The 24,374-nt window shown below is 56.3% G+C and carries 17 protein-coding genes, 1 tRNA gene and 3 pseudogenes; 12 read left to right on the forward strand and 9 right to left on the reverse strand.

Annotation, left to right across the window (positions count from 1 at the left end; translation table 11 throughout):
* Positions 1-1,946: 1,946 nt before the first annotated feature.
* The 3 genes from MUBE_RS19190 to MUBE_RS14655 form a co-directional block, all read right to left on the reverse strand.
* A complete protein-coding gene (locus tag MUBE_RS19190) occupies positions 1,947-2,078 on the reverse strand; it encodes a hypothetical protein (protein ID WP_279386750.1) in 132 nt (43 codons plus the stop codon).
* Positions 2,079-2,238: 160 nt separating this feature from the next.
* Positions 2,239-2,538 carry an FmdB family zinc ribbon protein gene (locus MUBE_RS14650; protein ID WP_116541090.1) on the reverse strand — a complete coding sequence of 100 codons (300 nt, stop codon included), beginning with the start codon at positions 2,536-2,538 and terminating at the stop codon, positions 2,239-2,241.
* A gap of 75 nt (positions 2,539-2,613) precedes the next feature.
* A complete protein-coding gene (locus MUBE_RS14655) occupies positions 2,614-3,207 on the reverse strand; it encodes a 5-formyltetrahydrofolate cyclo-ligase (protein WP_116541091.1) in 594 nt (197 codons plus the stop codon).
* A 79-nt stretch (positions 3,208-3,286) separates the two neighbouring features.
* On the opposite strand from MUBE_RS14655, the gene MUBE_RS14660 reads away from it, so the two are divergent.
* The 9 genes and pseudogenes from MUBE_RS14660 (at position 3,287) to MUBE_RS18730 (ending at position 11,195) form a co-directional block, all read left to right on the forward strand.
* Positions 3,287-4,207, forward strand: a complete 921-nt coding sequence (locus MUBE_RS14660) for a UTP--glucose-1-phosphate uridylyltransferase (protein ID WP_116541099.1) — start codon at positions 3,287-3,289, stop codon at positions 4,205-4,207.
* An 89-nt stretch (positions 4,208-4,296) separates the two neighbouring features.
* Positions 4,297-5,580 carry a molybdotransferase-like divisome protein Glp gene (gene glp / locus MUBE_RS14665; protein WP_116541092.1) on the forward strand — a complete coding sequence of 428 codons (1,284 nt, stop codon included), beginning with the start codon at positions 4,297-4,299 and terminating at the stop codon, positions 5,578-5,580.
* Positions 5,581-5,605: 25 nt separating this feature from the next.
* A pseudogene (locus MUBE_RS18720) lies at positions 5,606-6,261 on the forward strand (GNAT family N-acetyltransferase).
* Positions 6,262-6,425: 164 nt separating this feature from the next.
* On the forward strand, positions 6,426-7,430 hold the full coding sequence (gene sepX, locus MUBE_RS14675) for a divisome protein SepX/GlpR (RefSeq protein WP_116541093.1): 1,005 nt from the start codon (positions 6,426-6,428) through the stop codon (positions 7,428-7,430).
* Positions 7,431-7,488: 58 nt separating this feature from the next.
* Positions 7,489-7,561 (forward strand) — tRNA-Ala (locus MUBE_RS14680).
* 2,493 nt (positions 7,562-10,054) lie between these two features.
* Positions 10,055-10,234 (forward strand): hypothetical protein, encoded by a 180-nt coding sequence (locus MUBE_RS16180; protein ID WP_481318840.1) that lies wholly within the window; start codon positions 10,055-10,057, stop codon positions 10,232-10,234.
* A 5-nt stretch (positions 10,235-10,239) separates the two neighbouring features.
* Positions 10,240-10,452, forward strand: coding sequence for a hypothetical protein (locus tag MUBE_RS14690; protein ID WP_165849900.1), 213 nt, complete (start codon positions 10,240-10,242; stop codon positions 10,450-10,452).
* A 103-nt stretch (positions 10,453-10,555) separates the two neighbouring features.
* A pseudogene (locus MUBE_RS18725) lies at positions 10,556-10,942 on the forward strand (DUF5642 family protein); the annotation flags it as partial.
* A gap of 67 nt (positions 10,943-11,009) precedes the next feature.
* The gene (locus tag MUBE_RS18730) at positions 11,010-11,195 is read left to right on the forward strand and encodes a DUF5642 family protein (protein WP_243633102.1); all 186 of its coding nucleotides are present in this window, start codon (positions 11,010-11,012) and stop codon (positions 11,193-11,195) included.
* A 6-nt stretch (positions 11,196-11,201) separates the two neighbouring features.
* Here MUBE_RS18730 and MUBE_RS14700 read toward each other — a convergent pair whose 3' ends face one another.
* Positions 11,202-11,798: an alpha-ketoglutarate-dependent dioxygenase AlkB gene (locus MUBE_RS14700; RefSeq protein WP_116541095.1), complete on the reverse strand. Its 597-nt coding sequence runs from the start codon at positions 11,796-11,798 to the stop codon at positions 11,202-11,204.
* A gap of 96 nt (positions 11,799-11,894) precedes the next feature.
* On the opposite strand from MUBE_RS14700, the pseudogene MUBE_RS14705 reads away from it, so the two are divergent.
* Positions 11,895-13,087 (forward strand): annotated as a pseudogene (locus tag MUBE_RS14705) (arginine deiminase family protein).
* A gap of 979 nt (positions 13,088-14,066) precedes the next feature.
* Here MUBE_RS14705 and MUBE_RS14710 read toward each other — a convergent pair.
* Entirely contained in the window at positions 14,067-15,641 is a 1,575-nt protein-coding gene (locus tag MUBE_RS14710) for a dolichyl-phosphate-mannose--protein mannosyltransferase (RefSeq protein WP_165849902.1), read from the reverse strand.
* 24 nt (positions 15,642-15,665) lie between these two features.
* Here MUBE_RS14710 and rsmI point away from each other — a divergent pair, with 24 nt between their 5' ends.
* Positions 15,666-16,508, forward strand: a complete 843-nt coding sequence (gene rsmI / locus MUBE_RS14715; RefSeq protein WP_116541096.1) for a 16S rRNA (cytidine(1402)-2'-O)-methyltransferase — start codon at positions 15,666-15,668, stop codon at positions 16,506-16,508.
* Between the two features lie 1,241 nt (positions 16,509-17,749).
* On the opposite strand, the gene MUBE_RS14720 is transcribed toward rsmI, so the two are convergent.
* The 3 genes from MUBE_RS14720 to MUBE_RS14735 form a co-directional block, all read right to left on the reverse strand.
* Positions 17,750-19,003 carry an aminodeoxychorismate synthase component I gene (locus MUBE_RS14720; RefSeq protein ID WP_116541101.1) on the reverse strand — a complete coding sequence of 418 codons (1,254 nt, stop codon included), beginning with the start codon at positions 19,001-19,003 and terminating at the stop codon, positions 17,750-17,752.
* A 369-nt stretch (positions 19,004-19,372) separates the two neighbouring features.
* Positions 19,373-19,579: a sigma factor-like helix-turn-helix DNA-binding protein gene (locus MUBE_RS18735; RefSeq protein ID WP_243633100.1), complete on the reverse strand. Its 207-nt coding sequence runs from the start codon at positions 19,577-19,579 to the stop codon at positions 19,373-19,375.
* Positions 19,580-20,296: 717 nt separating this feature from the next.
* The gene (locus MUBE_RS14735; protein ID WP_116541098.1) at positions 20,297-20,524 is read right to left on the reverse strand and encodes a hypothetical protein; all 228 of its coding nucleotides are present in this window, start codon (positions 20,522-20,524) and stop codon (positions 20,297-20,299) included.
* A gap of 802 nt (positions 20,525-21,326) precedes the next feature.
* Here MUBE_RS14735 and MUBE_RS14740 point away from each other — a divergent pair.
* The gene (locus MUBE_RS14740) at positions 21,327-23,012 is read left to right on the forward strand and encodes a hypothetical protein (RefSeq protein WP_116541102.1); all 1,686 of its coding nucleotides are present in this window, start codon (positions 21,327-21,329) and stop codon (positions 23,010-23,012) included.
* Between the two features lie 1,084 nt (positions 23,013-24,096).
* On the opposite strand, the gene MUBE_RS16465 is transcribed toward MUBE_RS14740, so the two are convergent.
* On the reverse strand, positions 24,097-24,374 hold a 278-nt coding region (locus MUBE_RS16465), incomplete at its 5' end, for a hypothetical protein (RefSeq protein WP_207801727.1).

Raw genomic sequence — 24,374 nt, forward strand, 5'->3', positions numbered from 1 at the left:
CACACCCCACATAAAACAAAACCACACAACACTCAACAAGATGCTTGAGGACAGCCATCTGAGGCTATCCGATTGAACGTTTGACAACCAAGGATCGTTGGACGAGTCAGCATGGTAGCGCTATGTATCCCGTTCGGTGGGAAATCGAAGTTCATCGGATAAACTAGATGCTTTACGGGGCGGCTTTGATGCCTAATCAGGAGTCGCCGCTATCAACTACCTATTGAGAGAAAGTGATGGTGGTGTTCGATGGACATTATCGGGATATACTTATTATGAGTCGGAGCTATCTTAAAAGACGAACTATTCGCGATAGCTGTGTTAAGATTGAGACACGAATTCCTATCCTGATGATACGTATAATCGACTTGTGGAGTTAGGACAATTGTTGAACCCGATTACAGTGCCTTTGAGTTAACGAATGCTAATCCAGTTTTAAGATATTTAGTCGATACACGGTTTCTAGAGTTATACGTCAATAGATATTGTATCATGTACATTGCATCCTGGCCATAGGTTATGAACGATAGTTTCAAGCATTTGTCGTAGTTTGTGTGGAAAATAGTAACTTCGGTTGCAGAAATCCAAGAGAAATTATGGTTGACTTGGAGTAGCCCGGCTGGGAGGTTGAGATGCTTGGCGAACTCGATCACTGATTATTTAAGGTGCTATATGCCAAGCCTGCGCTCTGCAAATTAAGGACCCAAAGGTGACAGAGTCTATTGTGTTGACTCGCGTAACAATCAACCCAATAAATAATTTCTATAGTAAACAGAAATCCATTGCTTCGAACATTTCTTGATTTACGGCTCTTTGAAGTATTTGTCACATAATATCTCTATCTATAGAATTGATGTAGCGTCAAGTTGAATTTGATCCTGTTTTTTTATAACGAGTGTAACACCGAAACGATCTTACAGTACATACGAAGCCATCTTCAACGATGTATTGTTCGCAAGTGAAATACTTTATACTAAAATTCAGCAATGTGGCAAACGCTAAAAATCACAACATGGAACTTATCCTAATTCGCGGTTAAAAAGATGCTGGCTGTGCATGCTAATTGCTGGTGGGTGTTATAACAGGTATCCTGTTCATTATGGTGCATCAAGTAGGTGTCCATAATTCGAATATATAAGGTATCAGTGCACTTTAACATATTCAATCCGGAAAATACGACTTTTTCTCTTCGGGGAAGGTTAAAATCGGTGTTGCTTCGTGGTCGTTGATGAAAATGTGGATTTGGACTATAAGTGATGAAATGCGGAGTTACTTAACCCGACATGGGACAAAGGCTAATAGCGTTGTATTTCTTGGCGGCCTATAGAGAACAGGATAGCTGAATATTATTTCTCTATATATTCATGAATTAGATACTTTTCGATCTATCGTCGGGACTAACCGATCATCACCATCGGTTGGTTGTGTATTGACCTATGTGGTCGCTTTTATGATAAACATTTATCGGCTCAGTGTAACGCATATAAAAGTACCTATCACGTTGATGAGGTATGTCGATGGATTCATGGACATCGAGAATAGCATAAATTCAATTAAAAAGAACCGCCTCAGTGACTTTAAATTTCCCCAAAAGTGCTGTTAGATAAATTTTTCTACGCGCGCTGTCGTGTCGTAATCTCTTGAAAAGCATTTGCGAGATCATCAAGTTAGTGATGGTCATAGGTGCGGATTTATTTTATTTGTTGGAAGACCATAGATCTGAAAATATCGATGTTTTATCTACAAAATGATGCAGCGAGACGATACGTGCACCTGGCCTGGTCGTCGACTCAGCCAGTCGGCTCCCCATCAAACGGACATGGGTGAGTATTTTGTCGCGCCGTGTGGAGCTGGTTAGTGTCGACCGAACCACGGCGCTTAGGTCGGCTTGTGCACCATCGGGAACCGTTGTTCCCAAACGTTTTCAAGCTGGACATCATCGGTATTCAACGCGGTGCCAGGCCGCAGGCCGTTCGGGCAACGACCACTTCGACACGACCACCGTCAGGATTCAACCGCAGCGCTGTAACGTCGGGCAACATGACCAGTCTGCCGACGAAAACTTGTCGGGCGAGCACGGCCCGGATCTAGTCCGGATGCAACTCTGTTGGTTATCCGGCTGAATGGACTTGGATCCAGTCATGACTCCCCAATGTTGCAACAGTATATCGATGTTGCAACAGTAAACGCAGCGCAACACATATGACATCAGTCACAAATCATCTTGTGGATAATCGGCTAACTCGAGGCAGCTGCGGTGGCCGGCGTAGAGGAACTACTTGACTTCTCGCTGGATCCCGAACTCGATCCCGAATCACTTTTCGAAGACCCGTTGGTCGAACTGCTCGATTTTTTGTCTGATTCGCGGCTGTCGGTGCGATAAAAGCCACTGCCTTTGAACACCACGCCAACAGCGTTGAACAGCTTGCGCAGCCGACCGGAGCACTTGTCGCATGTGGTCAGGGCGCCATCAGTGAAGGCCTGTACAACGTCGAAGCGGTTAGTGCATTCGGTGCACTCGTAGCTGTAAGTCGGCACAAAGAACCTCCGGAGTAACATTGCTTAAGTTAGCACTCTACTGCGCCAAGTGCTAGAACCGCCACGTGATGGTGATCATTCCCGGCACGGTAGTGCGATCACGCCACGCTTTGGCATAACCGCGTGGGTCATTCGGACGTCGTGCGGCTCCGATGGCAACTCGTTGAGCAATTCGGGATCCCTCACGATCGTGATCAGCTGAGCGTGCGGATCCCGGCCTGCCAGCGAGCGGTCGTAGAAGCCGCCGCCTCGACCTAACCGCACGCCATGGCGGTCGACTGCCAGCGCCGGGACAAGCACTAGGTTGGCCTCGGCTAGGGCCGACTCGGGCAGCCATGGCTTGGGCGGCTCAAACAACTTCCAAGGCCCGGAGGTCAGTTCGCCAGGCCGGTACTCGCCCCACCGTAGCGGCAGTGGAGTCTTATCACCGCTGGTACGCGCAACCGGAAGCAGTACTCGTCCCGTCTTGGATAGCAACATGTCCAGTATCTCGATAGTGCCTGGCTCGGTGCCTACCGGCACGTATGCGCAGATCGTGCTAGCGCTGGTCACCAACGGCTCCAGGTGCTGACTGAGCATCCTGGCCTCGGCAATCCTAACGTCGTCGGTAACGCTGCGCCGAGTCGCTAGCAGCTGTTTCCGTAACGTGGCTTTGCTTGCTATCGCCATGCGCTAAAAACGGTTACACTGCCGGCTTTTGCACCGCCACATCAAATCAATAAAGTCAGTGCACGTTATCCTGTGGATGATGTCACTGCCCTCAAGCGCGCAAGTACCGATCCCATTTACGGCGATCGTCCCTGCTGCCGGCTTAGGCACCCGTTTTTTGCCAGCAACCAAAACGGTACCCAAAGAGCTGCTACCCGTCGTCGACACGCCCGGTATCGAGCTGGTCGCCGCCGAGGCCGCTGCGGCCGGGGCCGAACGTCTGGTTATTGTCACCTCCGAAGGTAAGGACGGGGTTGTCGCTCATTTCGTCCAAGATCTGGTGCTAGAGGGCACGCTGTTGGCGCGCGGCAACAAAGCCATGTTGGCCAAGGTGCGTCGTGCGCCGGAGCTCATCAAGGTTGAGTCCGTCGTGCAGGCCGAGCCGCTAGGACTGGGACATGCTATCTACTGTGCAGAGCCTACGCTGGCGCCGGATGAGGACGCTGTTTCGGTGCTGCTGCCCGATGACTTGGTGCTGCCGACTGGGGTGCTAGAGACGATGTCGAAGGTACGGGCTCGCCACGGCGGCACAGTGTTGTGTGCTATCGAGGTGACGCTCGAGGAGATCAGCGCATACGGGGTTTTCGACGTCGAGCAGGTGCCTGGTGGGGACAATCCTGACGTGCTGAAGGTCATCGGCATGGTGGAAAAGCCCAAGGTCGAAGAGGCCCCTTCGATGTTCGCTGCAGCTGGTCGTTACGTGCTCGATCGCGCAATCTTCGATGCGTTGCGTCGTGTCGATCATGGCGCAGGCGGCGAGGTGCAGATCACTGACGCAATTGCGTTGCTGATTGAGGAGGGCCATCCGGTCCACGTCGTGGTGCATCGTGGATCTCGACACGACTTGGGAAATCCCGGCGGTTACCTGAAGGCTGCGGTTGACTTTGCATTGGATCGTGACGATTATGGCCCGGATTTGCGGCGGTGGTTAGTGGCGCGATTGGGCTTAACCGAGCAATAGCCTGACTGCCAGGTTCCAGTAGCCGGCCACTGCGAGCTTGACTCGTACGACACGGCGCCCGACAAGACTAAGGGCAGAAAGGCGCGTTTGTGCGTTCTGTGGAAGAACAGCAGGCACGGATATCGGCTGCCGCGGTAGCTCCGCGGCCAGTACGTGTCGCCATCGCCGAGGCACAGGGATTGATGTGCGCTGAAGAAGTGGTTACCGAACGGCCACTTCCCGGTTTCGACCAGGCGGCTATCGACGGCTACGCGGTACGCAGCGTGGATGTCATGGGTGTCGGTGAGCTGGCTGTCTCAAGTGTCGGTGAATCCGATCTATCCGAGGACGGTAGGCGTGACGTACTGACCTTTCCGGTGATGGGAACTATCGAAGCTGGTGCGCGCACACCTAGCAGGTTGCAGCCCCACCAGGCTGCCCGAGTGCAGGCCGGGGCTCCGTTGCCGACGCTGGCTGATGCGGTCTTGCCGATGCGGTGGACTGACGGCGGGATGTCGCGTGTGCGAATTCTGCGCGGCGCGCCGTCGGGTGCCTATGTGCGACGGGTAGGGGACGATGTGCAGCCTGGTGACGTCGCTGTGCGCGCCGGAACGATCATTGGTGCGGCCCAGGTGGGGCTCCTAGCGGCGGTCGGCCGCGAACGAGTGTTGGTGCACCCGCGGCCGCGGCTGTCGGTTATGGCCTTAGGCGGGGAGCTGGTCGACATCTCGCGCACTCCAGGAAACGGGCAAGTGTACGATATCAACTCCTATGCATTGGCCGCGGCCGGCCGCGATGCCGGCGCGGAGGTGAACCGCATCGGCATCGTCAGCAACAACCCGAAGGAGCTCGGCGAAATCGTCGAGGGCCAGATCAACCGGGTCGAAGTCGTGGTGATCGCCGGTGGAGTCGGGGGGGCGGCGGCCGAGGCGGTACGGTCGGTTCTCTCGGAGTTGGGTGAGATGGAGGTCGTTCGCGTCGCTATGCATCCTGGCTCCGTTCAGGGCTTTGGGCAGTTGGGTCGTGAGGGCGTTCCGACGTTTCTGCTGCCGGCCAATCCGGTTAGCGCCTTGGTGGTCTTCGAAGTAATGGTGCGGCCGTTGATCCGGCTGTCGTTAGGCAAACGTCAACCGATGCGTCGGCTCGTGCAAGCCCGCACGTTATCGCCGATCACTTCGGTGGCTGGGCGCAAAGGCTACCTGCGTGGTCAGTTGATGCGGGATCAGGACACAGGTGAATACCTGGTGCAGGCGCTTGGTGGCGCCCCTGGTGCGTCATCGCATTTGCTGGCAACGCTTGCTGAAGCAAACTGCTTGGTCGTGATTCCTAGTGGTGCTGAGCAGATTCGTACAGGTGAGATCGTCGACGTCGCCTTTCTTGCTCAGCGCGGCTAAGTGATCCGACTACACATCCTCGTGAATTTGTTGTGCTTCAGCGTCCGACTATCCGGGTTGGTCGTCGAATGTTGGACCGCTGCGGGTTCCGGCTGGGGTGATTCAGGTTGCGTGTGGTGTGGTTGCACGATGGTGCGTAGTGGAGCCGCCGCATCCGGTTGGCCGACAGCGCATACCTGAAGCCTTCGGAACACAACATGGATGACGATTGGATGATGCGGCACGTGGTTGCCGTGTGACAGGTGCTGTGTTCCGGGTTCGCTATCGGAGGCCCGCAAAGATCGCATGCTGCTGGGCGTGATCGAGCACGACGGAAACTTCTGCGGTCAGTTGATCATTGTTAACGTTCCCCACGGGGCGTTGCGGTCAGCATGGATCGGCTAGTGGGTATCAAGCTCGGCGACCGGTGACGGGGTGGAAACCAGAGTGTGGCGTAGGGCTTGGGCCACCGTTTCGGCCCGGTCATATTGCATTGCGTGGAGGCCACCGTAAGCCCTGAGAATGCGGCGAGCCGGGCCGTGCTGGCAAAGGTCGGATTCTGTGAACAAAGCTTGCTGCACCGCTACCTTGAGGTCGACCGAGCGTAACATGATCGTTATACTGATGACTCTCACCATCGAAGAGGTATCCGGATCAGTGACGTCGAGCCTGGTCCGGGCAGAGCACGCCCGTTGGCTCTAAATTGCACCTCTGGTGAGCAGCTGTCTGTCACCGTGTGGCTTACGTGACACGGGTGACGTTTGGTCCTTGTCAGTAGGAAATTACAGGTGTGTAATTGCTTTGATTGAATTGACCCGGCCGGGTTGGTCACCGATTGGCCTCGCCGGGGAAAGGAGCAGGTTATCATGCCGAGCATCCCCCAATCGCTGCTGTGGATTTCGTTGGTGGTGCTGTGGTTGTTTGTGCTGGTGCCGATGTTGATCAGCAAACGTGACGCAGTTCGGCGCACCAGTGATGTGGCGTTGGCGACTCGAGTGCTCAACGGTGATGCCGCTACCCGACTGCTCAAGCGAGGTCGTTCCGCCGCGGGTCATCGCAGCGACCCCAACTGGAAGCCAGACGAGGACTGGTGGCCGGACTCGGGCGAGGGTGAGTTCGCCGATGCAGGCCAGGATCTCGACGAAGACCATGACCAAAACGTCGACGATATGCGACGTCTATGTCCGGTGGTCATGGAAGTTACGGCGGCCGGACCCACCGATCCTGACTACCTGGACGTCGACGTTGTCGAAGATTCGAGGGCTTTGCCGGCCGGGGACAGTGGCGAGGTGACCAAGCCCGCCCTGCTTGCTGTTGATGTCGAGTCTGAGCATGAGCAAGGTGACCGGTACCAATACGTCGACGACTCGTCGGGCCCGGAGTTCAAGCAGCAGGACGACGAGTCGCCGGTGACAGTCGCGCCTGCTGTCTCACGACAGCGCCGGTATGACACCAAGACCGCCATCGCGGTCAGTGCGCGCAAGTACGCGTTCCGCAAACGGGTGCTGATGGTAATGGCGATCCTCTTGGTCGGCTCGGCTACCGCGGCATTCGAAGTGAATTCAAGTGCCTGGTGGGTCTGCGGTGGCGGCACCGCTGTCACGGTGTTTTATTTGGCCTATTTGCGCCGGCAAACCCGGATTGAGGAGAAGGTGCGTCGCCGCCGGATACATCGTATGGCACGTGCTCGGCTCGGCGTGGAGAACACTCGTGACCGAGAGCTGGACGCGGTCCCATCACGGCTGCGGCGTCCGGGCGCGGTGGTCCTGGAAATCGATGACGAGGATCCCATCTTCGAACGTCTGGACTACGAGATGTCGATCCGGATGTTTGACTGGCCCAGGGACCTACCGCGGGCCGTGGGTCAGTAGCGCCCCCGTTAAGACAGTGCTGGCACTGTCTTAAAACTGGTAGCCTTCTAACTAATCAGGGGCTATGGCGCAGTTGGTAGCGCGACTCGTTCGCATCGAGTAGGTCAGGGGTTCGATTCCCCTTAGCTCCACAAGCGCGACATCTGTCTAGGGATCGTTCACAGTTTTGTTGTGGTTGGAGTTTTTTGTTGGGTCGAGTTGGAGTTCTCGCAGTAGGCAGCCGTTGGGTGGTCGCGATCCGGATGTGAAGGTCATGGGTGTTGGTTCCGGTGTATCTGCGGCACAATATCCTAATGTGGTGTAGGTGGCCTGTTGTGACACAGGGCGAGCTTGCCGCTGTGCTATCCAAACCCACCTGAAATATTGAGTAGGGACTTGGACTTTAGCTCTCCGCGGACGAGTCATTTTCTCTTAGTCAGGTCAGTGCGTGTGAGCATGCCGGTTCTACACCGGCGGGACTGTGTGCACAATGTTGAGATTCGTCCGGCGATGCTGTTGTAGTGGCGCTGTTCGGCGAACGGAGCTTGTAGCGAATGCCTCCGGGCGTCGCAAAGTATCTGTGTGATGCTAGATCAACCAATCTACATTCTGTTGCGATGCCAAAATCGGCTGGACATTTGCTAGAATGAGTGTTTGGCGTCGAATTTTATCGCTATCTTACCTTACTGTGGAAGTATGAGCACTAAAATTCCAGCTGCAAAAAAATGCCGGTCAACCCGTCTAGCCGGCTTTTTCGCCGGCTATTCGCCACGATGGCGAATGTTGTCTATTTCCGGTCACATGTATTCAGATCTCTTAGCGGGATGGCCAACCTGTGATATTCACGTTGACGTCCGAGCCGGTCAATAGTTGAATGTTTCACCGTCAAATGACAACAGATGCGCGTCACCTCGGACATAGGCATGCCCGAAGTTTGCTGTTGTACAGCACTGCCCGCTTCAGCATCGGTGCTGAAATGTCGAATCTGACCGCTAGGCTCATATTCGGTAGTCGCTGTGCCAGCGGTTCGGTGAAATTTCCTGGCCCGCAAGTGACGTCAAGCAACCGTGTCGCACTCTGTAGACTCAGAGCCGCCGCGCGATGCTGCTCGGCTTGGGTGGTGACACCGTTAGCAGCGTAAAAGGTAAAAGGAGGTCGGATGCTATAGTCATTCGTACACGGTCGCAACGAACCGACTGTTCAGCGCCTGCTGAGCCAAGGTTCGGGGTCGGAGATGTCATCAATTCGCCCAGCACGTTCCAAAAGCAATTCCGCATCATGATTCGCACCGGACCACAAGACGAGAACGGGATTGCGGAGTTTATGGCGATGCGGGCACAGCGAGTCCCGTGCCTAACCCCTGAGACTCCGCGGATATTACAGTGGCCGAGTCGATCTCCGATCGAGCGGAAGAGCACACGACAATAAACTATACTTTTAGCGAACCTCCTGGTCGAGGACTTGATCTCGTTGGTGGCGCACGTTGAGCCCGTGCTGGTTACAGCTGGTCTGGTACTGATGCAGCAGGGCGAGTAGGCTGCTTCGTTCCTGTTGATCTCATCGGGTTACACTGCCGAGGTCAGGCGTGCAGGTGACGACGGGGCGGTGATCATCAGGCAGGCATCCCACGGTATGATTATTTAGTGATATAGCTTTGCTGCATGACGGCCGGAGGACGGCAACGGTTACCACGAACGAGCCATTGACCGGTATGTATGGGTGACACCGACGCCCTCGCTTAGAAGGTACAGATTCCCGATATCACGCGGCGGTTCCAGCAGCGTTTCATGGCTTTTATCAAGCCTATCCCGATACAGTTTTGCGATGGAATGCGCCTGATGTTGCGTACTGTCCTCTCGGAGGATACCGATCGCAGCCTGCAAGGTCACATTTGACTCTTCCGCGAGACGCTTTATCTGCGGTTTATGTTGGTTCGTTCTTCCAAGGATGAACTGATGCACTGCCTGATCCGAGGTCGACTACGTCGACTGCTTCATCTGAGTGGTGACCGACGGGGATGATCCGGTGGCTGACGCTCGGTTCGTCCGTGATGAGAGCGATCCAACGGTCGCCGAGATCGCGTTCACCGTCGCCGATGCCTATAAGGGTCGGAGCGTTGGGCCCTTTTCCTGATTAGCGTGTTGTTCATCGCTGCTCACTTCAACAGAGTTGATGGATTTTCCGCGCAAATGGCTTATCAGAAACGGGCTCATGCGTGCGATGATGGACCATCATGGTTCGATCTGGCAGCGTGATGACGTCAGTGTCGCCATCACTGTCATCGCAGTGCCCCGCCAGCGAGGTCTAACCATAGGGTGTGCTTCAGTCGACCAGATCGTAGGCGTTGTTTGTTAGATAATTTGGGGCGGTTGGTTGAGCTCTGATGAGTGTGCCCTCCCGTGATGCGAATGGGTGTGTGCCCGTTCTGGATTGGTACGGTGGTGACATGACTTAGCCACTGGATGCGTGCGGTCTTTCACGCCCGAAGTGGTTTTGTTCTCGTTGTCGCCGTAGATTCATGGCCAAGTGTGAATCCGGTCTATATCCGCGGGATCGGTCGTGATCTGCCGTTCGACTACTGAGGTGCGACCAACGGTATTCGCAGCACGGCCTTACCTAGGTTGATCGGGGGACTAGCAGCGGATGTGATGATGACGCTGTCGCGGTGCGCGGCACTCGTCGACCCTAGCTATGGACCCGGCCGATCCACGCAGGGCGTATCCGGGCCAGGCGCGGGCGGTATCGTTGACCCGGTGGTGGCTTTGTTAGAGCCGGTGGCCGTTGGTGGCGACCTCCTCGCGGCGTGTGGGCAATATGGACTATGACGGTCGTGCGAACTACCATCAGCGTCCGCCTCACCGACGCGCATGGACGGTGTCAATACTCTCGAGATGGCGGTCGACGTGCGGACATTCGTCGAGTCCGGAGTCCGGTGTTGAAATCGATTTGCGAACACGCATTCACTGTGTACCTGGGTAACTACTACGTATTCGCTGTATTGACCATCGATCCCGGCTCAGCACTCTCAGCGCTGGTTCCGTAATTCGCCGCCGATCTGCTGGTTAAATACAGGATCCACGTTGTGTAGCTGAATGTTCTCCCTGAGTAGATTGGCTACGATATTGAAGTATGGTATTTGCGGTCGTATGTGCGTGTCTGCTCATCGGGCCGGCTATCCCTCGTCGAAGGGTAACATCGCCAAGATCACCGACCTGAAGTCGCGCTTTGGATCCAACTTCAATGTTACCGACATTGGTGAAAGAGTGATCGACTCCGAACTGCTGTCGGTGCGAAAGCTGCCCGATGGACTGACTTTCGATCCGGCGAATTGCGCTAAGCTGGCAGCGGGTCCTGTGACGTCACCGGACAGGTAGGGGGCAATATTGGGGTGGTCTCGGCTGAGAGTCACGGCAGCCGGTTCATCGTCATCGCGGTGAAGACTTTCAAGCCGTTTCCGCTCAGTGATCCTCAACGATCCTGGGCCGGGCTGCACGAAGGTGTCATTCTCCGGGGTCCAGGTAATGGGCGGTATCGAGGTAATCGATGCCCCGCACATCGAAGAGGCGTGTACGTTGGTTGTGCACCGGGTCCTGCTAGACGGTGTTAGCTGGGACATCCCGCACTGGCGAGTTTTACGACTACACCACTGCGTTCTACGACTATCAGGTGATCATCATCGCCAATCCGCTGATCGTCCTGGGGCAGCCGGTGGTGCCGGTAGATACGCAGCTGCTCCTCAAAGGCGGTGAGCACGACCCAGAATTGACTCGGCTGTCAGCACGGTAGATGGATCTAGCGCACGTCGCGTGGTCGGAACTGGAGGCTGACTCGCAGGCCTGATGGAGCGGAAGTCTTGGGGACTGCGTGCTCCCAAGTGCGTTGACAGGAGCCACCCATTACCAGCAAATCGCCGTGCGCCAGTGACAGACGCAAAGACGGGCCACCACCGCGTTTACGCAACGCGAAGACTCGTGTGGCGCCGAGGCTGACGATTGCCACCATGGTGTTTTCCGAGCTGCTACGGCCAATGGTGTCGCCATGCCAGGCGACGCTGTCGGAACCGTCCCGATAGCAGCACAATCCGACGGTAGTGAAGGGCTCACCCAGCTCGTTGGCGTAGATGTCGTTGAGCCTGCGGCGCAGCCATGTCAGCAGTGGATGCGGAGGATCTTCAGTTGTTAGGTCGTGAAAACTCACCAGTCGGGGCACGTCGACCACCTTGTCGTACATCTGCCGGCGTTCAGTGCGCCAAGGTACTCCGGACAATAACTCGTTCAGCAGCTCTGCTCCGTCTGTCAGCCAGCTGGAGCGGAGCTCGATAAAGGCGCCGTCACCGAGTTGTCTTCGCTCGTGGTGCTCGAAGAGTGAGCCCTGCAACGTGATCCCCATAACTACAGCCTATCGTACATTAGTTCGATAAACTGGGATTAACTGGTCCGGTGCACGACGCTACCGGCGTCGTCGGTGTGGCTACGGTTCTCAATTGTGACTGTTGTCGAGTTAGGCCCATATTCTGAGGTGGGGGCGCTTCGAAGTGCGATCTTGCACTGTCTGGGTGCCGAACTGTGATGACTCAACCCACGCAACAATGGTCAGTTGCTCTTTGACAGGCTGCCTGGGTCTCGCGCGCAGGAGGGGTACGATCAATTCGCCGAACTACTGTGCTTCCGCGACCGTAGAAATGCTGCTGTCTGACCTGCTGTTTGGAGCTTTGGCGAGTGAGGCCGCCTGGATGCATGGGGTCGGTGGCCGTAGATGCACGGTGTCTCGGTGTGGGGTTGACGCAAGAACTTTCAGTATATTTGCGAGGATTCGACCCGGACACGCTGGTCGACATGTTGACGGCGGAGACGACATTCAATGAGCTTCTATCAGAGAAGCGGACCGACGTGTCATTGGTGCTTAGCATGCATTATGGAGCGGATTTCGTAATCGAGCAGTTGCCGAACGTGGTGTTTACCAGGGACTCGTCGATCTGGGTCGGGCTGCGGGGTGGTGATCCCGTCGCTGATATTGTGGGCGCGGGTTCGCGAGGCCTCGTGTACCGACTTGATCTATGGCTTGCCATCGGCGCTTCACCGACGTGCGGAAAGCCTACGAGCCGAGGTCCGCTATCGTCGAAGGTGGTGAAGTTCTGTTGCTCGCTCCCGGATGTGATCGCGGTGAGGGATAGGTGAGCGAACTACCCCGGCCAAAGCGGAAGCATTGGCGCGCAGCCTTTTTGGTGATGACCTTGCGCATACGGTGCTAGTCTTACCGATCGTGCAGATGCCCGTGTGTACGATGGTGGATATGGGCATGATGGTGACCCGTATGCAAACATCGCCGATACGCTCACGGCATTCACGATCCAGCGTACGCCCCATGGCGTGACCATTAACGACGCCGCTCTATTTCTCGAGGCGGTTGTAACGGCTGTAGACATCTACAAGTTGCGGGTCATCGCCACCGGGCTAGGCTCTCTCCCGGTATCGCCGAACGTGAATCGTAGGATGACAGCAACAACACGTTGGCATTGGCGCTCGGCGTTGTTGTCGCTTATGAGCGCAACGTTATAGACCAATGTCCGTCTGGAAGACACGGACATCGAAGTGTCGACTATCGGTGGCTCTGAACTAGATACTCGTCATGGCAGGCTTCGCTGCATGTTCTGTCTTGTTGCCTGCGGTCCACAGTAGATCTCGGTGCCGAGATTGTCGCAGTGGTTGCGGTTGGTTAGCCCCAATCACAGCAAGGTCGGCGCCGATCGTCGAGCCAGTGCATTGTGTGCCTGGTGAACGACGGCATTCGATCGCTCCTCGTGTACAGCCTTGATCACGTGCCAACCAAGACGATTGATTATGTCTGTCCGGCGAAACGTCTCTCACATACTGGCGCCAATCCTTGCGATGTTGGTCGCCGTCATATTCGAGAGTTACCATAGGCTCTATCTGCTCCATGGCGAGATATGCGATGAGTGGTCATCAATGACTCGGGTCTGGGTGGTTGGCCGAGGTAGGACGACATCGGCGAAGACGAGCCACAGCCAGCTTGCTATTGGTGGCTAGGCCCCTTCATCCATCAAGGGTGAGTGCCGCTCGGTAATATCGTGCACCTCTGGCTCCTCTATCTCTATCATGGGTAGTCACCGGTATGGATGTTTGCAGCCGTGAGGTTGGTCGCGGTGGTTAATGTGTCAAGGTGGGCGACCGCGACACCATGTGGCGGGTAAGGATCGAATGTTGTGCGCGCCGGATTCGTCATACGCAGCTGATCCTGTGCTACGCTCCCCTCGTCGTATATCCGTTCCTTCCAGAAGATTCCTGGTGGTGGAACGGATATACGAGTTCGATCGAGGTGAAAGCGTCAATCTATTTTGTTCCGTGTAGGGCTGCTGCAACGCGATTTGTCACGATCACCCTTCGGTCTGGCCATAACCAGGACGCATGGATGTTGTCCTGTAGCGACCTGACCGCGTCCTTTAGCAGGTAGATGTAGCTATGGATTTTTTGGTCATTCTAACGTAATTGACCACGGGTCAACATACCGCATGTTATTGCTTCGTTTCCTAGAACGATCCTCGTCAAGCGATCTACGATGCTTGTTGCCATCGACATCGCGCTCAAATTGCCGTGGTGAGTGCTCAAGCGCCGCCCTGTCACAATCTCGGTGCAGCAACTAGCGCCAACTGGGCAGCCAGATCTCCATGTTCCAGGTCTGTTGTGAGATCGGTAGACCGGTGAGTACTGGAAACAGCCAAACAAAATTCGTCACCACCAAGGCCACGTAGCAAGAGACGGCGATCCGCCCGAGTATGCGTTTTTCGGCGTTTCGGGAATTAAGGTCTCTGGAAGTTGGGGGGTAGAGGATGTCGCCGAGGATCAGCGCGATGCCCATTACTAGGAACGGTGCCATCGTCGCCGCATAGAAGAAGTACATTTGCCGGTCGATGTCAGCGAACCACGGCAACCACCCCGCGCAGTACCCCACCAAAACAGCCGCGTAGCGCCAGTCTAACCGAATGATCGTTCGCCAAGTTGCGTAGACCAAAACAGCCATCGCTAGCCACCACATCGCGGGCGTGCCAACAATCATCTCGGCTTTGATGCATGATTGTACTCCGCAGCCGGGCACATCCTGCTGATCAATCGCGTACAGAACCGGCCGCAACGACATCGGCCAGCTCCACGGTTTGGATTCCCACGGGTGGTAGTTACCCGCCGAATTCGTCAGGCTGGCGTGGAATTGCAATGCCTTGGCGTGATAATACCACAGCGAGCGAATAGCGTCGGGCAGTGGGATCACCCTGTAGCGCCCAATCGTTTGCCCGACTTGGTGCCGGTCGATCGCGGTCTCGGACGCGAACCACGGTGCGTAGCTGGCTAGGTACATCAGAAAAGGGATTAGCCCCAGAGCATATCCGGTGGGGATAACGTCACGTCGTAGGACTCCCCGCCACGGGTTAGGCACTCGGTAGGCGCGCCGAGCCACCATATCAAATATCAGCGACATCGCACCAAAGAACAGCACGAAGTATAGGCCGGACCACTTTGTCGCACAAGCCAATCCGAGGAGCACCCCGGCCAGGAAGCGCCACCAGCGCATACCAAGCCGCGGACCACACCCGGTGTCGGCGCTGCGCCCCTCCGCGAGCGCTATGTGCATTCGTTGGCGGACTTGATCGCGGTCGACGATAAGTGCGCCGAACGCTGCGACCACGAAGAAAGTTAGGAAGCCGTCGAGCAGCGCGGTGCGCGCGGCGACAAAGCTGACCCCGTCGCAGATAACCAACAACCCCGCGATAGCGCCGACCAGAGTCGAGCGGGTGATTCGACGCACGATCCGCATCACCAGTGTCACCATGACCACGCCAAGCAGCGCACCAGTGAATCGCCAGCCGACGCCGTTGTATCCGAAGATCGCCTCGCCAATGGCAATCAGTTGCTTGCCGACCGGAGGATGAACGACCAGGCCGAAGCCGGGGTTGTCTTCCACCCCGTGGTTGTGCAGCAACTGCCATGCTTGCGGCGCGTAGTGCTTCTCATCGAAAATGGGCGTGCCGGCATCGGTCGGCGAGTTCAGGTTAATGAAACGCGTTACCACTGCCAGCACGGTGATAACGCTGGTTGTGATCCAACCGCGCACGCGGTCGGTTGGCCCGAAATCTGCCACTGGCACCAGTGGCCCTGGGCTAATCACGGGTACCGTGCGCTCCTCCACGGCGATGAGAGTTTCGCGGGGTGGGGCAGTCATTACGTCGATCGTAGGCTGTCCGTCATGACTGATGGTCACCTATTGCTCGGTGCCACCCCGTTGGGCCAACCCTTGGATGCGTCGAAAAGGTTGACCGACGCGTTGCGTTATGCCGATGTGGTGGCGGCCGAAGACACCCGGCGGGCGCGAACTCTGGCCAAAGCGCTCGACGTGGCGATCACTGGCCGGGTGATTAGTCTGTTCGACCAGGTTGAGGCCGCTCGGGTGTCCGCTCTAGTAACCGAGATCAAAGCTGGTGCTACGGTGTTGGTGATCAGCGATGCCGGAATGCCGGTGATCAGCGACCCCGGTTACCGGCTGGTAGCGGCGTGCATCGCCGCTGGTCTGCCGGTGCGGTGCCTACCCGGGCCGTCCGCGGTGACGACGGCACTGGCCGTGTCCGGTCTTCCGTCGGAGAAGTTCTGTTCTGAGGGTTTCGCACCACGCAAGAGCTTGGCACGCAGAACTTGGCTGGCTTCGCTTGCCGACGAACGGCGCACCTGCGTGTTCTTCGAATCGCCGCGCCGGTTGGCCGCATGTTTGCTTGATGCCGTCGACCAGCTCGGCGGTGCCCGTCCGGCGGTGGTTTGTCGGGAGCTAACCAAGGTGCACGAGGAGGTGGTGCGCGGATCGCTCGACGAATTAGCAACTTGGGCGGCCGACGGTGTGCTCGGCGAGATCACCGTTGTGCTGGCCGGTGCGACTCCGCGTGCTGACGTATCCGTGCTAGTCGCTGAGGTGGAGAACCTCATCGCGGGGGGTGCTCGCGTCAAGGACGCGTGTGGCCAGGTGGCCGCCCTGCATTCGGCGGTGCGCTCGCGTCAGCTCTACAACGCGGTCTTGAAGTCACGGCATACGGGAAGGTAGTTAAGCAGGCTAACTAGACTGTGCGTGGTCGGCAAATGCCGGGAAACTGCTGTAGCGATGTGCAGGTCTTGAACGGGCCAGGTTGGGGTCCGTATACGTTAGGTGGGGCCAGCTTAGTTGAAGGTACGGCAGCGCCCCAGGGTCTGCCCCGCCAGTGCTGGCAGATCTGTCGCCGTGAGACCGTTCGTCAGTGCTGAACAGACCGACGTCAATAGCGACGGGATGCCGAGTGTTAGTAGCTAGAGACGTCGGGCCACCGTTTAGTACCGTTGGTAACGTCCTTGCCAGTAATTGTGGGATATCCACTGACGGGATATTTAACCTCGATAGCAAAGACTGGGCACTTTCTGCTATTGAGGACGGGATACCTTACATAGGATTCGGCAGGCTGGCTGTACTACTAATAAATATAGAGTTACATAATAAATATAATATTTTAGAATTACAGTCGTAAATATGAGAGTTACAGTCGAGAGTGTTAGCGAGCGTGCGGTCGATAAGGTCTTAGTGTCAGTAGGGCCGTAGACACGCCTACCGCAGTCCACCTAAGGGCGGCATAGACCCCGGAGTCACCCAAGCCTTGTATACTGTCTACGATCGACTAGGCTGTACTCTGCGTAATCTCGAGACTGCTCCAGAAGTCGGGAAAGCCAATGCCAAGCGCGGGTACGGTAAACTCAAGTAAGTCTAGCATGCCGAGATCGGCCAGTCTGGGGATGGTGGCCAGTGCCCCCGCGTCAGGTAAGTCCGCCGGCGTACTTGGGTTGACACGCTGGGTAGGCTGCGGGTGTTGAGGGCGAGCAGTGCGGTCGGCGACGAGCCCGATCCGGGAGCCACGCCGGCACTCCCACCATTACCTGCTTCATTGCAGAGAACGGGATAGGTATAGCGTGGTTCCATCGGTCCCGTCGCCTTGAGTGCTCTCGCTGCGAAAACTTCGGGTGGTAGGGATTGGGCCGCCTGTCTTGACTGTGTCGTCGGGCTCGGCATAAGGATCGAAGCTAGTTGGTCGTAATCTGCACCGGCAGCGCTGTTCGCGCATGCCGCTCTGCTCGGTGTCGGCGGCCTGACCGAACTCACCCGGCTAACCGCCAGCGTTCCGCTCAACATCGCGACAGCCTCCGCACCAAGAGCAGCAACTTTCTTTTCGTCACTGACTCCAACCCGCTGTTGACCGTGCTATGCAGGTCTTTAGGTATGCGGGACCTGTGTTGTGAACGTTACCGGAAAATCCGCCCGGACTAACCGACCGACGCCGCGGTCACGACAGATGGCAACCCGACGATGGGTGCAGCCTTATGCAGGCACTCCTGCCATTCAGCGTCGGGATCGGAGTCGGCGGTGATCCCGCCACCTACCCCCAGCACAGCATTACCGGTGGTGTCGAACTCGACGGTTCGGATCGCGACGTTCAGCTCGCAACCGGCGATTGGTGAAGCTAAACCAACTGTGCCGCAATATATTCCGCGGTATCTGGGTTCCCATTGCGAAATCAATTGGCGGGCCCTTAGTTTGGGGGTTCCAGTTATCGAGGCCGGCGGGAAAGCGGCGTCTAGCAGCGCTGCCATTGGCAGTTCGACGGGAACCTGAGCCGACACCGTGGACACCAGGTGCCACACACCTGGCGCGCGCCGTACCATCAACAGCTCGGGCACGGTGACAGTGCCGGTAATGGCTATACGGCCGAGGTCATTGCGCACCAGATCCACGATCATGATATTCTCGGCTACTTCTTTGGTCGAAGCCCGTAATGTCGACGGCCAGGCCTGAAACGGCCGGGTGCCTTTGATCGGGCTGGATGTCACGACGGCACCACGGCGTCGAAGGAATAGCTCCGGGGATAGCGATGCCACCGCGCCCCACGGTCCAGCGACATAAGCGGCACGCGCCGGAGCGGTGCGTGCCACTGCATCAATGAAGAAGTCCAGCGGGGCGCCGGTAACGATCCCAGTGAACTGTGTGCACACACACGCTTGGTAGATCTCGCCGGCACGGATCGCCTCCAGGCAGGCAAGTACCCCTTCACGGTGGGTTCCCCAGTCGGGCCTGCACCAGTCGATCTGACAGTCCTGCGCAGGTTCCGGCATTGTTGCTAGTGCGGCGGTCAGCCAGCTGGGCATAGGTGTACCGGACAGGCTCTCGTACCACCATTGCGCGCTACGGTCGCGGCGCAGCACACAGTCGGTCCAACCGCCGGCGGCTTCCGGGATTCGGTTCGGCCGTCCTTCGGCTGCGGGGTCCGGGTAGGACAGGTAGCCGACCCAGCCGCCACCTACGGCTAACGAATCTGGCGTTTGTGCGCCTAACTGGACCGCGAATGCGTCGTCGATGTCCACCGGTTGTATTGACAGGCTCGGTGCGATCACTGCTAGCGCGTCGAACCACTCACCGGTTAGCGCAGCGGGCGGCGGCAAATTGAGCCTGGTGGTAGCGTCGCCGAGAGCGCGCAGCACCTGGGGCGCGCTGCCAAGATCGCCGAGCCGCTCGATTCGCACCACCCTAGCTTGACAGAACAGTGGATTTTCGTACGCCTGGGCGTCACCTAAGTTCCGGCTTATCGTGTGTGCGATCGCCAGGGTCACCAGTTTGTCGGGACTGCGCGTCACGTAGGAGTTCGTGATCTTGTTGTTGGCGCTCTCCAACGTGACTATCATTTTGAAATGTTCTACCGGGATGCACCAATGTCTTCGGAGCATTGTGAGAGGCCCCATCTATGTGCGTAACGTTGCCCACATCTCACGTATCTTGTGTATTAGCCCGACGATGGCCCTTGCCGCCTGCGATGTACCGACAACGGGTCGGTAGGCAGCGCTCGCTTTGCTGCCACTATGCGGCTATCCCGGTGGCGTTGGGGGCGAGCATTGCTACCAGGGCCTGGACGTTAGCTGGCTGCCATGGCTAGGAATTGAATGGTGATCTCCGCGTTGCGTTGCGAATCCACAGTGCTGAATCTTTTCCGCCGCGTGGATGCGCTTGCGTGCCCGATGGCCGACCTGTCGGACAGTGGGCGCTGGTTTGCCGACTAAGTCGGCAATATCGTCGTAACTGAAGCAGAACACCTCCCGCAGCATGAATGCCGCTCGTTCGTCAGGGCTTGGTGTTTCCAGTTAGGACCAGCATTGCCGTCGAAACTGATTCCGCCAGGATGATGTCGGCTGAGGGGTCTTGGTCGTCGAGAAGCAGCGGTCCAGGCATCCACGGTCCACGTGCTCTTCGCAGCGACGATGCAATCGGTCGTCAACGCTGTTCAGCGTTTCGTTGGTGAGTAGCCAGTCCAAGGTGTCGATGTGCAAGCCAGCTGTGTGTTGCTAGGTCCGACACGACGAATCCTGCCGTCCACACGGTCGTGGCACTGCGCAGTACGGGTACCGTTGCCAAGTACACGACAGGCGTCCCAACGCACTTCGGTGGTGGTCACCGAGGTGCGTATGTCTATGCCGAGCTTGCGTAACTGCTTCGCCCCGAACGCCGGCTTAGTTTGTTTAACGACGGCTCAAAAGTGCCGCCGTACACCAGCGTTACCGAGCGACCTTATTGGGCCGGTTCGGAAGTTATTCGATATTGGCCAACCCGCCGCCGACTACGATGATGGGGGCAGTAAAGGGCAAGTCGGGGACCACTTACCTCAGCAGATGCGCGCTTTCCAGTTCGGTTACCGAATAAGCGAATTCGGCTGCGCCAGGCGCCCTGGATAGAGCTTGTCAGGCGTCGTGTCAATGCTGTCCACGGTGTAAACTAGGCCGCTATAGTCCAGCACGGTACTTAAGACCAGCAGGACTTGCCGGGTCTCAAGTGTAGACTACCAGCCGGACTCCGGCACCAAGCAGTGTGTCGTAAGCGAAGGTCGCGGCGCCGGTGTTGGCGACCACCTGGTGCAAGCGGATTCGCTGGACGAAGACCGGATGGGGGTTCATTAGCGTAATGTCGATGTTGCCGTGCAGCCACAGATGGTTAGCAGTCAGTGTTCCAGCGTACCCACCGCTGACAACGACGACATGAGTGCAGTGGTCGGCCATATTTGGTATAATTGGATGTCTCTTAGCTTGTGCGGATGACGAGAGCGCTAAGTGGTCTGTGCCTTTGAGACACCGCAGGCTTGGCTGGTATAATAGCCTCGGCTCAAATTGTGAGCTGTCTCACTTGGGGGTCTGGCGGCTGGGCGTCACTTAAACGTCAGCTGGGGCCAGGCCGTCGCGCGGATCCAGCTGAGCTAAGTCAACCCCGGATGGTACGCTGCGCATTATCAATTCGTAACCTGCCCGGGCTGAATACACCTGTTAGACAGTAACGCGAATGATGCTGGTTGCTCCACTGCGCTCAGAGTGAATCGGGAGAAGCAGCCTCGACGACGACCATCCTCTGATTGATCAGCCGCCCGGAGGGGAACATTTGCCATATTGTGAGGACTCTGTTGCCGCGCAGCTTTCTGACCCGGTGCTCGCACAATGCGAATACAGTAGGGAGCTGGTCGTTAACTGGCCGGAGCCGGCCAACCGTTCTTTCCCGGGTTGGATCAGCTGGTTCAGTCAGGTCGCACGCCTTTCGGCGGTCGCCACATCGCTGGTTTCCGGCGACATAACCGCCATTGTGCTCAGCGTCGGTATCAACAGGCCTGAAGGGCCTTTACAATCGTCGGGAGTTACCCGTCGCGGCATTGGCTTTGGTGCAAACCGGATGTCACTTAGCGCGGCGGTTGTTGTTGTCGGGCCCCGTTCTGGGCAATGCAATGGAGGCGTTATTGTCCGCGTGCTGGATGCCAATGCCGTTTCTCGTCGACCACGAGGCGTTGTCGCTGGGCGCGCGTTAGTACCGGCAGTGATGGTTCGTATGTTGAGGAATAGCAGGGTAGTTGTTGTCGTATGCGTGGTGTTCATCCTGGCCGGGTGCGGTCGTCAGACCGAATCTGGACCACTCAACGCGATGGTCAGTCCGGCTATACCGACCACCGTGCAGGAGCTTCCCAATCCGCTGCGCGGCCAATACGAAGATCTCTTGGAACCGCTTTTCCCGCAAGGTAATCTTGCGCAGCGGCGGTATCCGGCGTGGCCTGCGTCATACGACGCCAGTATCCGTGTCGCATGGCGCCAACTGCAGCCCACCGATCCACGCATGCTGCCCCCCGACATCCCTGACGATCGCAAATACGACTTCAGCGTCATTGACGACGCGCTAATGAAGTTGGCTAATCGTGGCATGCGACTAACGCTTCGCGTGTATGCGTATAATTCTTGTTGCAACAGTTTTTACCCGGACAACACCAACATCGCGATTCCTGACTGGGTGCGTGCGATTCCCGGAGCCAGCACTGACTACCCTGGGCCACCTAATAGTTCTACATTCGGGATGACGCAGGTAGTGCCGAACTGGAACAATCCCGCCTACCTCGACGGTTTTGAGCAGCTGCTGGCCGCGCTGGGTCGACGCTATGACAGCGATGAGCGGCTTAGCGTGTTTGAATTCTCTGGATACGGGGACTTCAGCGAGAATCACATAGCGTATTTGCGTGACGTGCTCGGGGCGCCAGGCGCGGCGCCTGAACAAAGCGTCGCGACCCTAGGGTATTATAGCCAGTTCACCGATCAAAGCATCACCATCGCATCGATTCGTCAGCTGGTTGCGGCGAACGTAAACGCTTTTCCTCATACACAATTGGTGGTCAATCCGGAAAACCCAGAGATTGTGCGCGAACTGTTTGCCGACGACGTGACTAAAAGGCTGTCCGCGCCGGTAGGTATTCGTACCGATCATCTCGGCGTCTCGGCGCCGTTGCCGACATGGGCTGAGTCCAACGATTCTCATTACGTTCAGTACAAAGACGCAGTCGTAACTACGATTCGGCAGCGGCTCACGTCGGCGCCGGTTATCACCGAGTGGTGCCCATTGCCAAACGGAGCTAACCCGCGATCTTACTACGAAAAGGGTCTGCGTGATGTTATCAAGTACCATGTGTCGATGACGTCGAGTGCCAACTTCCCGGATCGGGATTCGACATTGGCGATGGACCCGATGTTGTATCGGCTTTGGGCGCAAGCCAATGCTGCCGCTGGCTACCGGTACTCGGTCGAGGCGCGGCCGGGATCGCAATCGATACAAGGTAGAAGGGCAACGATAGCCGTCGTTTGGACCAACTACGGCTCCGCGGCGACCACTGAAAATTGGCAACCCAGCTACAAATTGGTGGATTTCTCGGGCGTAGTGGTGCGCACGCTACCGGCAGCGGTCAACCTTAAGACGCTGGTCCGTGATGACTCCAGCCAATCGCGCGAGGAGCCTGGCCCAGCTTCGACCAGCGAATCGGTGCACGTTGACCTGGGCGACTTAGCTCCCGGGCATTACACGCTGCGAGCGTCGGTGGAATGGCAACAACATAAGCCAGGCGGTTCACACGTGGTGAACTATCCGCCGATGGTGTTGGCCCGCGATGGCCGAGATCTCTCCGGCTTGTATCCAGTTGCTACGCTAGATATTCCGCGCAGTAACCTGACATCAGCCAACGATCAATGACACTGTACACCTACTAGCGATCCTTGGTCGTTAGTTCGTTGTATTAATTGTTGGAAGCTGCTACCAGTGACTACCGCGACACTTACTGGGTTGCGGCGATATACCGCTAGCCAGATGGTCCTGTCTGTGGTAAACGGATGGTTTCATGCATATGGTAAACTAGCTTCAAATTAGCCATATCTTCTCGGGACGCCACGCTGTGTACCTGGATGGCGTGATCTTGCTATTAACCTTACTGTAAGGCTGCTGAAATTTTTTCATATAGTTGAAGTTCACATAGCTACGTGGTCAAGGGGAAGTGCTAGTGTTTTGTCCGCAAGTATCAGCAGAAGTACATTGAAGATGTAAGGGAAAACTTCAATTGTAAGGGAAAACTTCAATCCGTCGTCTTTGCAAGAAGACATGGGTCAGTCGTAAATAGAATTGGGTTCATAACTATCAACGTTAAGTGCGTCGTTACTGGAGGGTGTGGATGCGATTCGGGCAAGTTTAGATAGCATGATTGAGGTAGCTGAAAAATGGTGTAAATAGCTAACTAGATTTCGCTATAGATGTTCACGGTTCCCCGGTGACGGCTAAGCTTGCCACGCTGGGAAGATAGAATGCATTCGCTTTGTTAACGGGATTTTTAATGCTCGCCGATTTTATTGTACTTAGGTTCATATCGATCAATACAAGGTACGGGTACCGGCAAGGATATCGACAAGCGGTTCTCCAGAAGCTTGGGACTACCAATATCTGCTTATACACACATTGGCAAGGACAGCAAAGAGGATCTTGTCATAGCTTAGTTACTCAAGGTGTGCTACCAGCGAATAGATCTACTGGCAGTATATTTGTATTGTTAGAGTCTAGGGTTACAGTAACCGAAATAACAAATTTTGGTACAGCATCATACTGAGGTCTACGTTAGCAATATCTGTGATCCGAGTTCTAAGCCGATATGGATCGTTACAAACAACATGGGTCCAAACAACATGGGCCGATTTTTACGAAAGGGTCGTACTCTCTAAAGAGATGAGGATGTGAGGAGCCCGAGTAGTGCAATGGAAGGTTTGTTTAGAGGGTGAGACAGCGGGCAAATTTATAGAAATGGCAGGATGCTACCCATGCTTGGCTGAATGGAAATGTTGACACAGTCAATGCGGACGCCGAGTATTTCGATCAAGCGGTGTAGGTTGTGGTGTATGCTGTCGAAAAGGCCAAGTTGAAAAGCGTCTATGGGGTCGACCTCTGATAGATTTGGCATCGGCGGTGCTGTTCTTTTGACCGCTGGCGGTATTTGGAAATTTAGTGTCTTGGATGGACTGTTCTTGGTTTCGCGTTGACCGATGCCGAGGTGATCGTGTTTTATATTGCTAC

It is taken from the genome of Mycobacterium uberis, assembly GCF_003408705.1.
Classification (GTDB): domain Bacteria; phylum Actinomycetota; class Actinomycetes; order Mycobacteriales; family Mycobacteriaceae; genus Mycobacterium; species Mycobacterium uberis.

Bases quoted from the DNA above. Each gene is read 5' to 3' on its own strand.
- MUBE_RS14660 (WP_116541099.1), top strand. From the start codon at position 3,287: ATGTCACTGCCCTCAAGCGCGCAAGTACCGATCCCATTTACGGCGATC.
- MUBE_RS14655 (WP_116541091.1), bottom strand. From the start codon at position 3,207: ATGGCGATAGCAAGCAAAGCCACGTTACGGAAACAGCTGCTAGCGACT.
- sepX (WP_116541093.1), top strand. From the start codon at position 6,426: ATGCCGAGCATCCCCCAATCGCTGCTGTGGATTTCGTTGGTGGTGCTG.
- MUBE_RS14740 (WP_116541102.1), top strand. From the start codon at position 21,327: ATGGTTCGTATGTTGAGGAATAGCAGGGTAGTTGTTGTCGTATGCGTG.
- MUBE_RS18735 (WP_243633100.1), bottom strand. From the start codon at position 19,579: ATGCTGCGGGAGGTGTTCTGCTTCAGTTACGACGATATTGCCGACTTA.
- MUBE_RS14710 (WP_165849902.1), bottom strand. From the start codon at position 15,641: ATGACTGCCCCACCCCGCGAAACTCTCATCGCCGTGGAGGAGCGCACG.
- rsmI (WP_116541096.1), top strand. From the start codon at position 15,666: ATGACTGATGGTCACCTATTGCTCGGTGCCACCCCGTTGGGCCAACCC.
- MUBE_RS14735 (WP_116541098.1), bottom strand. From the start codon at position 20,524: ATGGCCGACCACTGCACTCATGTCGTCGTTGTCAGCGGTGGGTACGCT.
- MUBE_RS14700 (WP_116541095.1), bottom strand. From the start codon at position 11,798: ATGGGGATCACGTTGCAGGGCTCACTCTTCGAGCACCACGAGCGAAGA.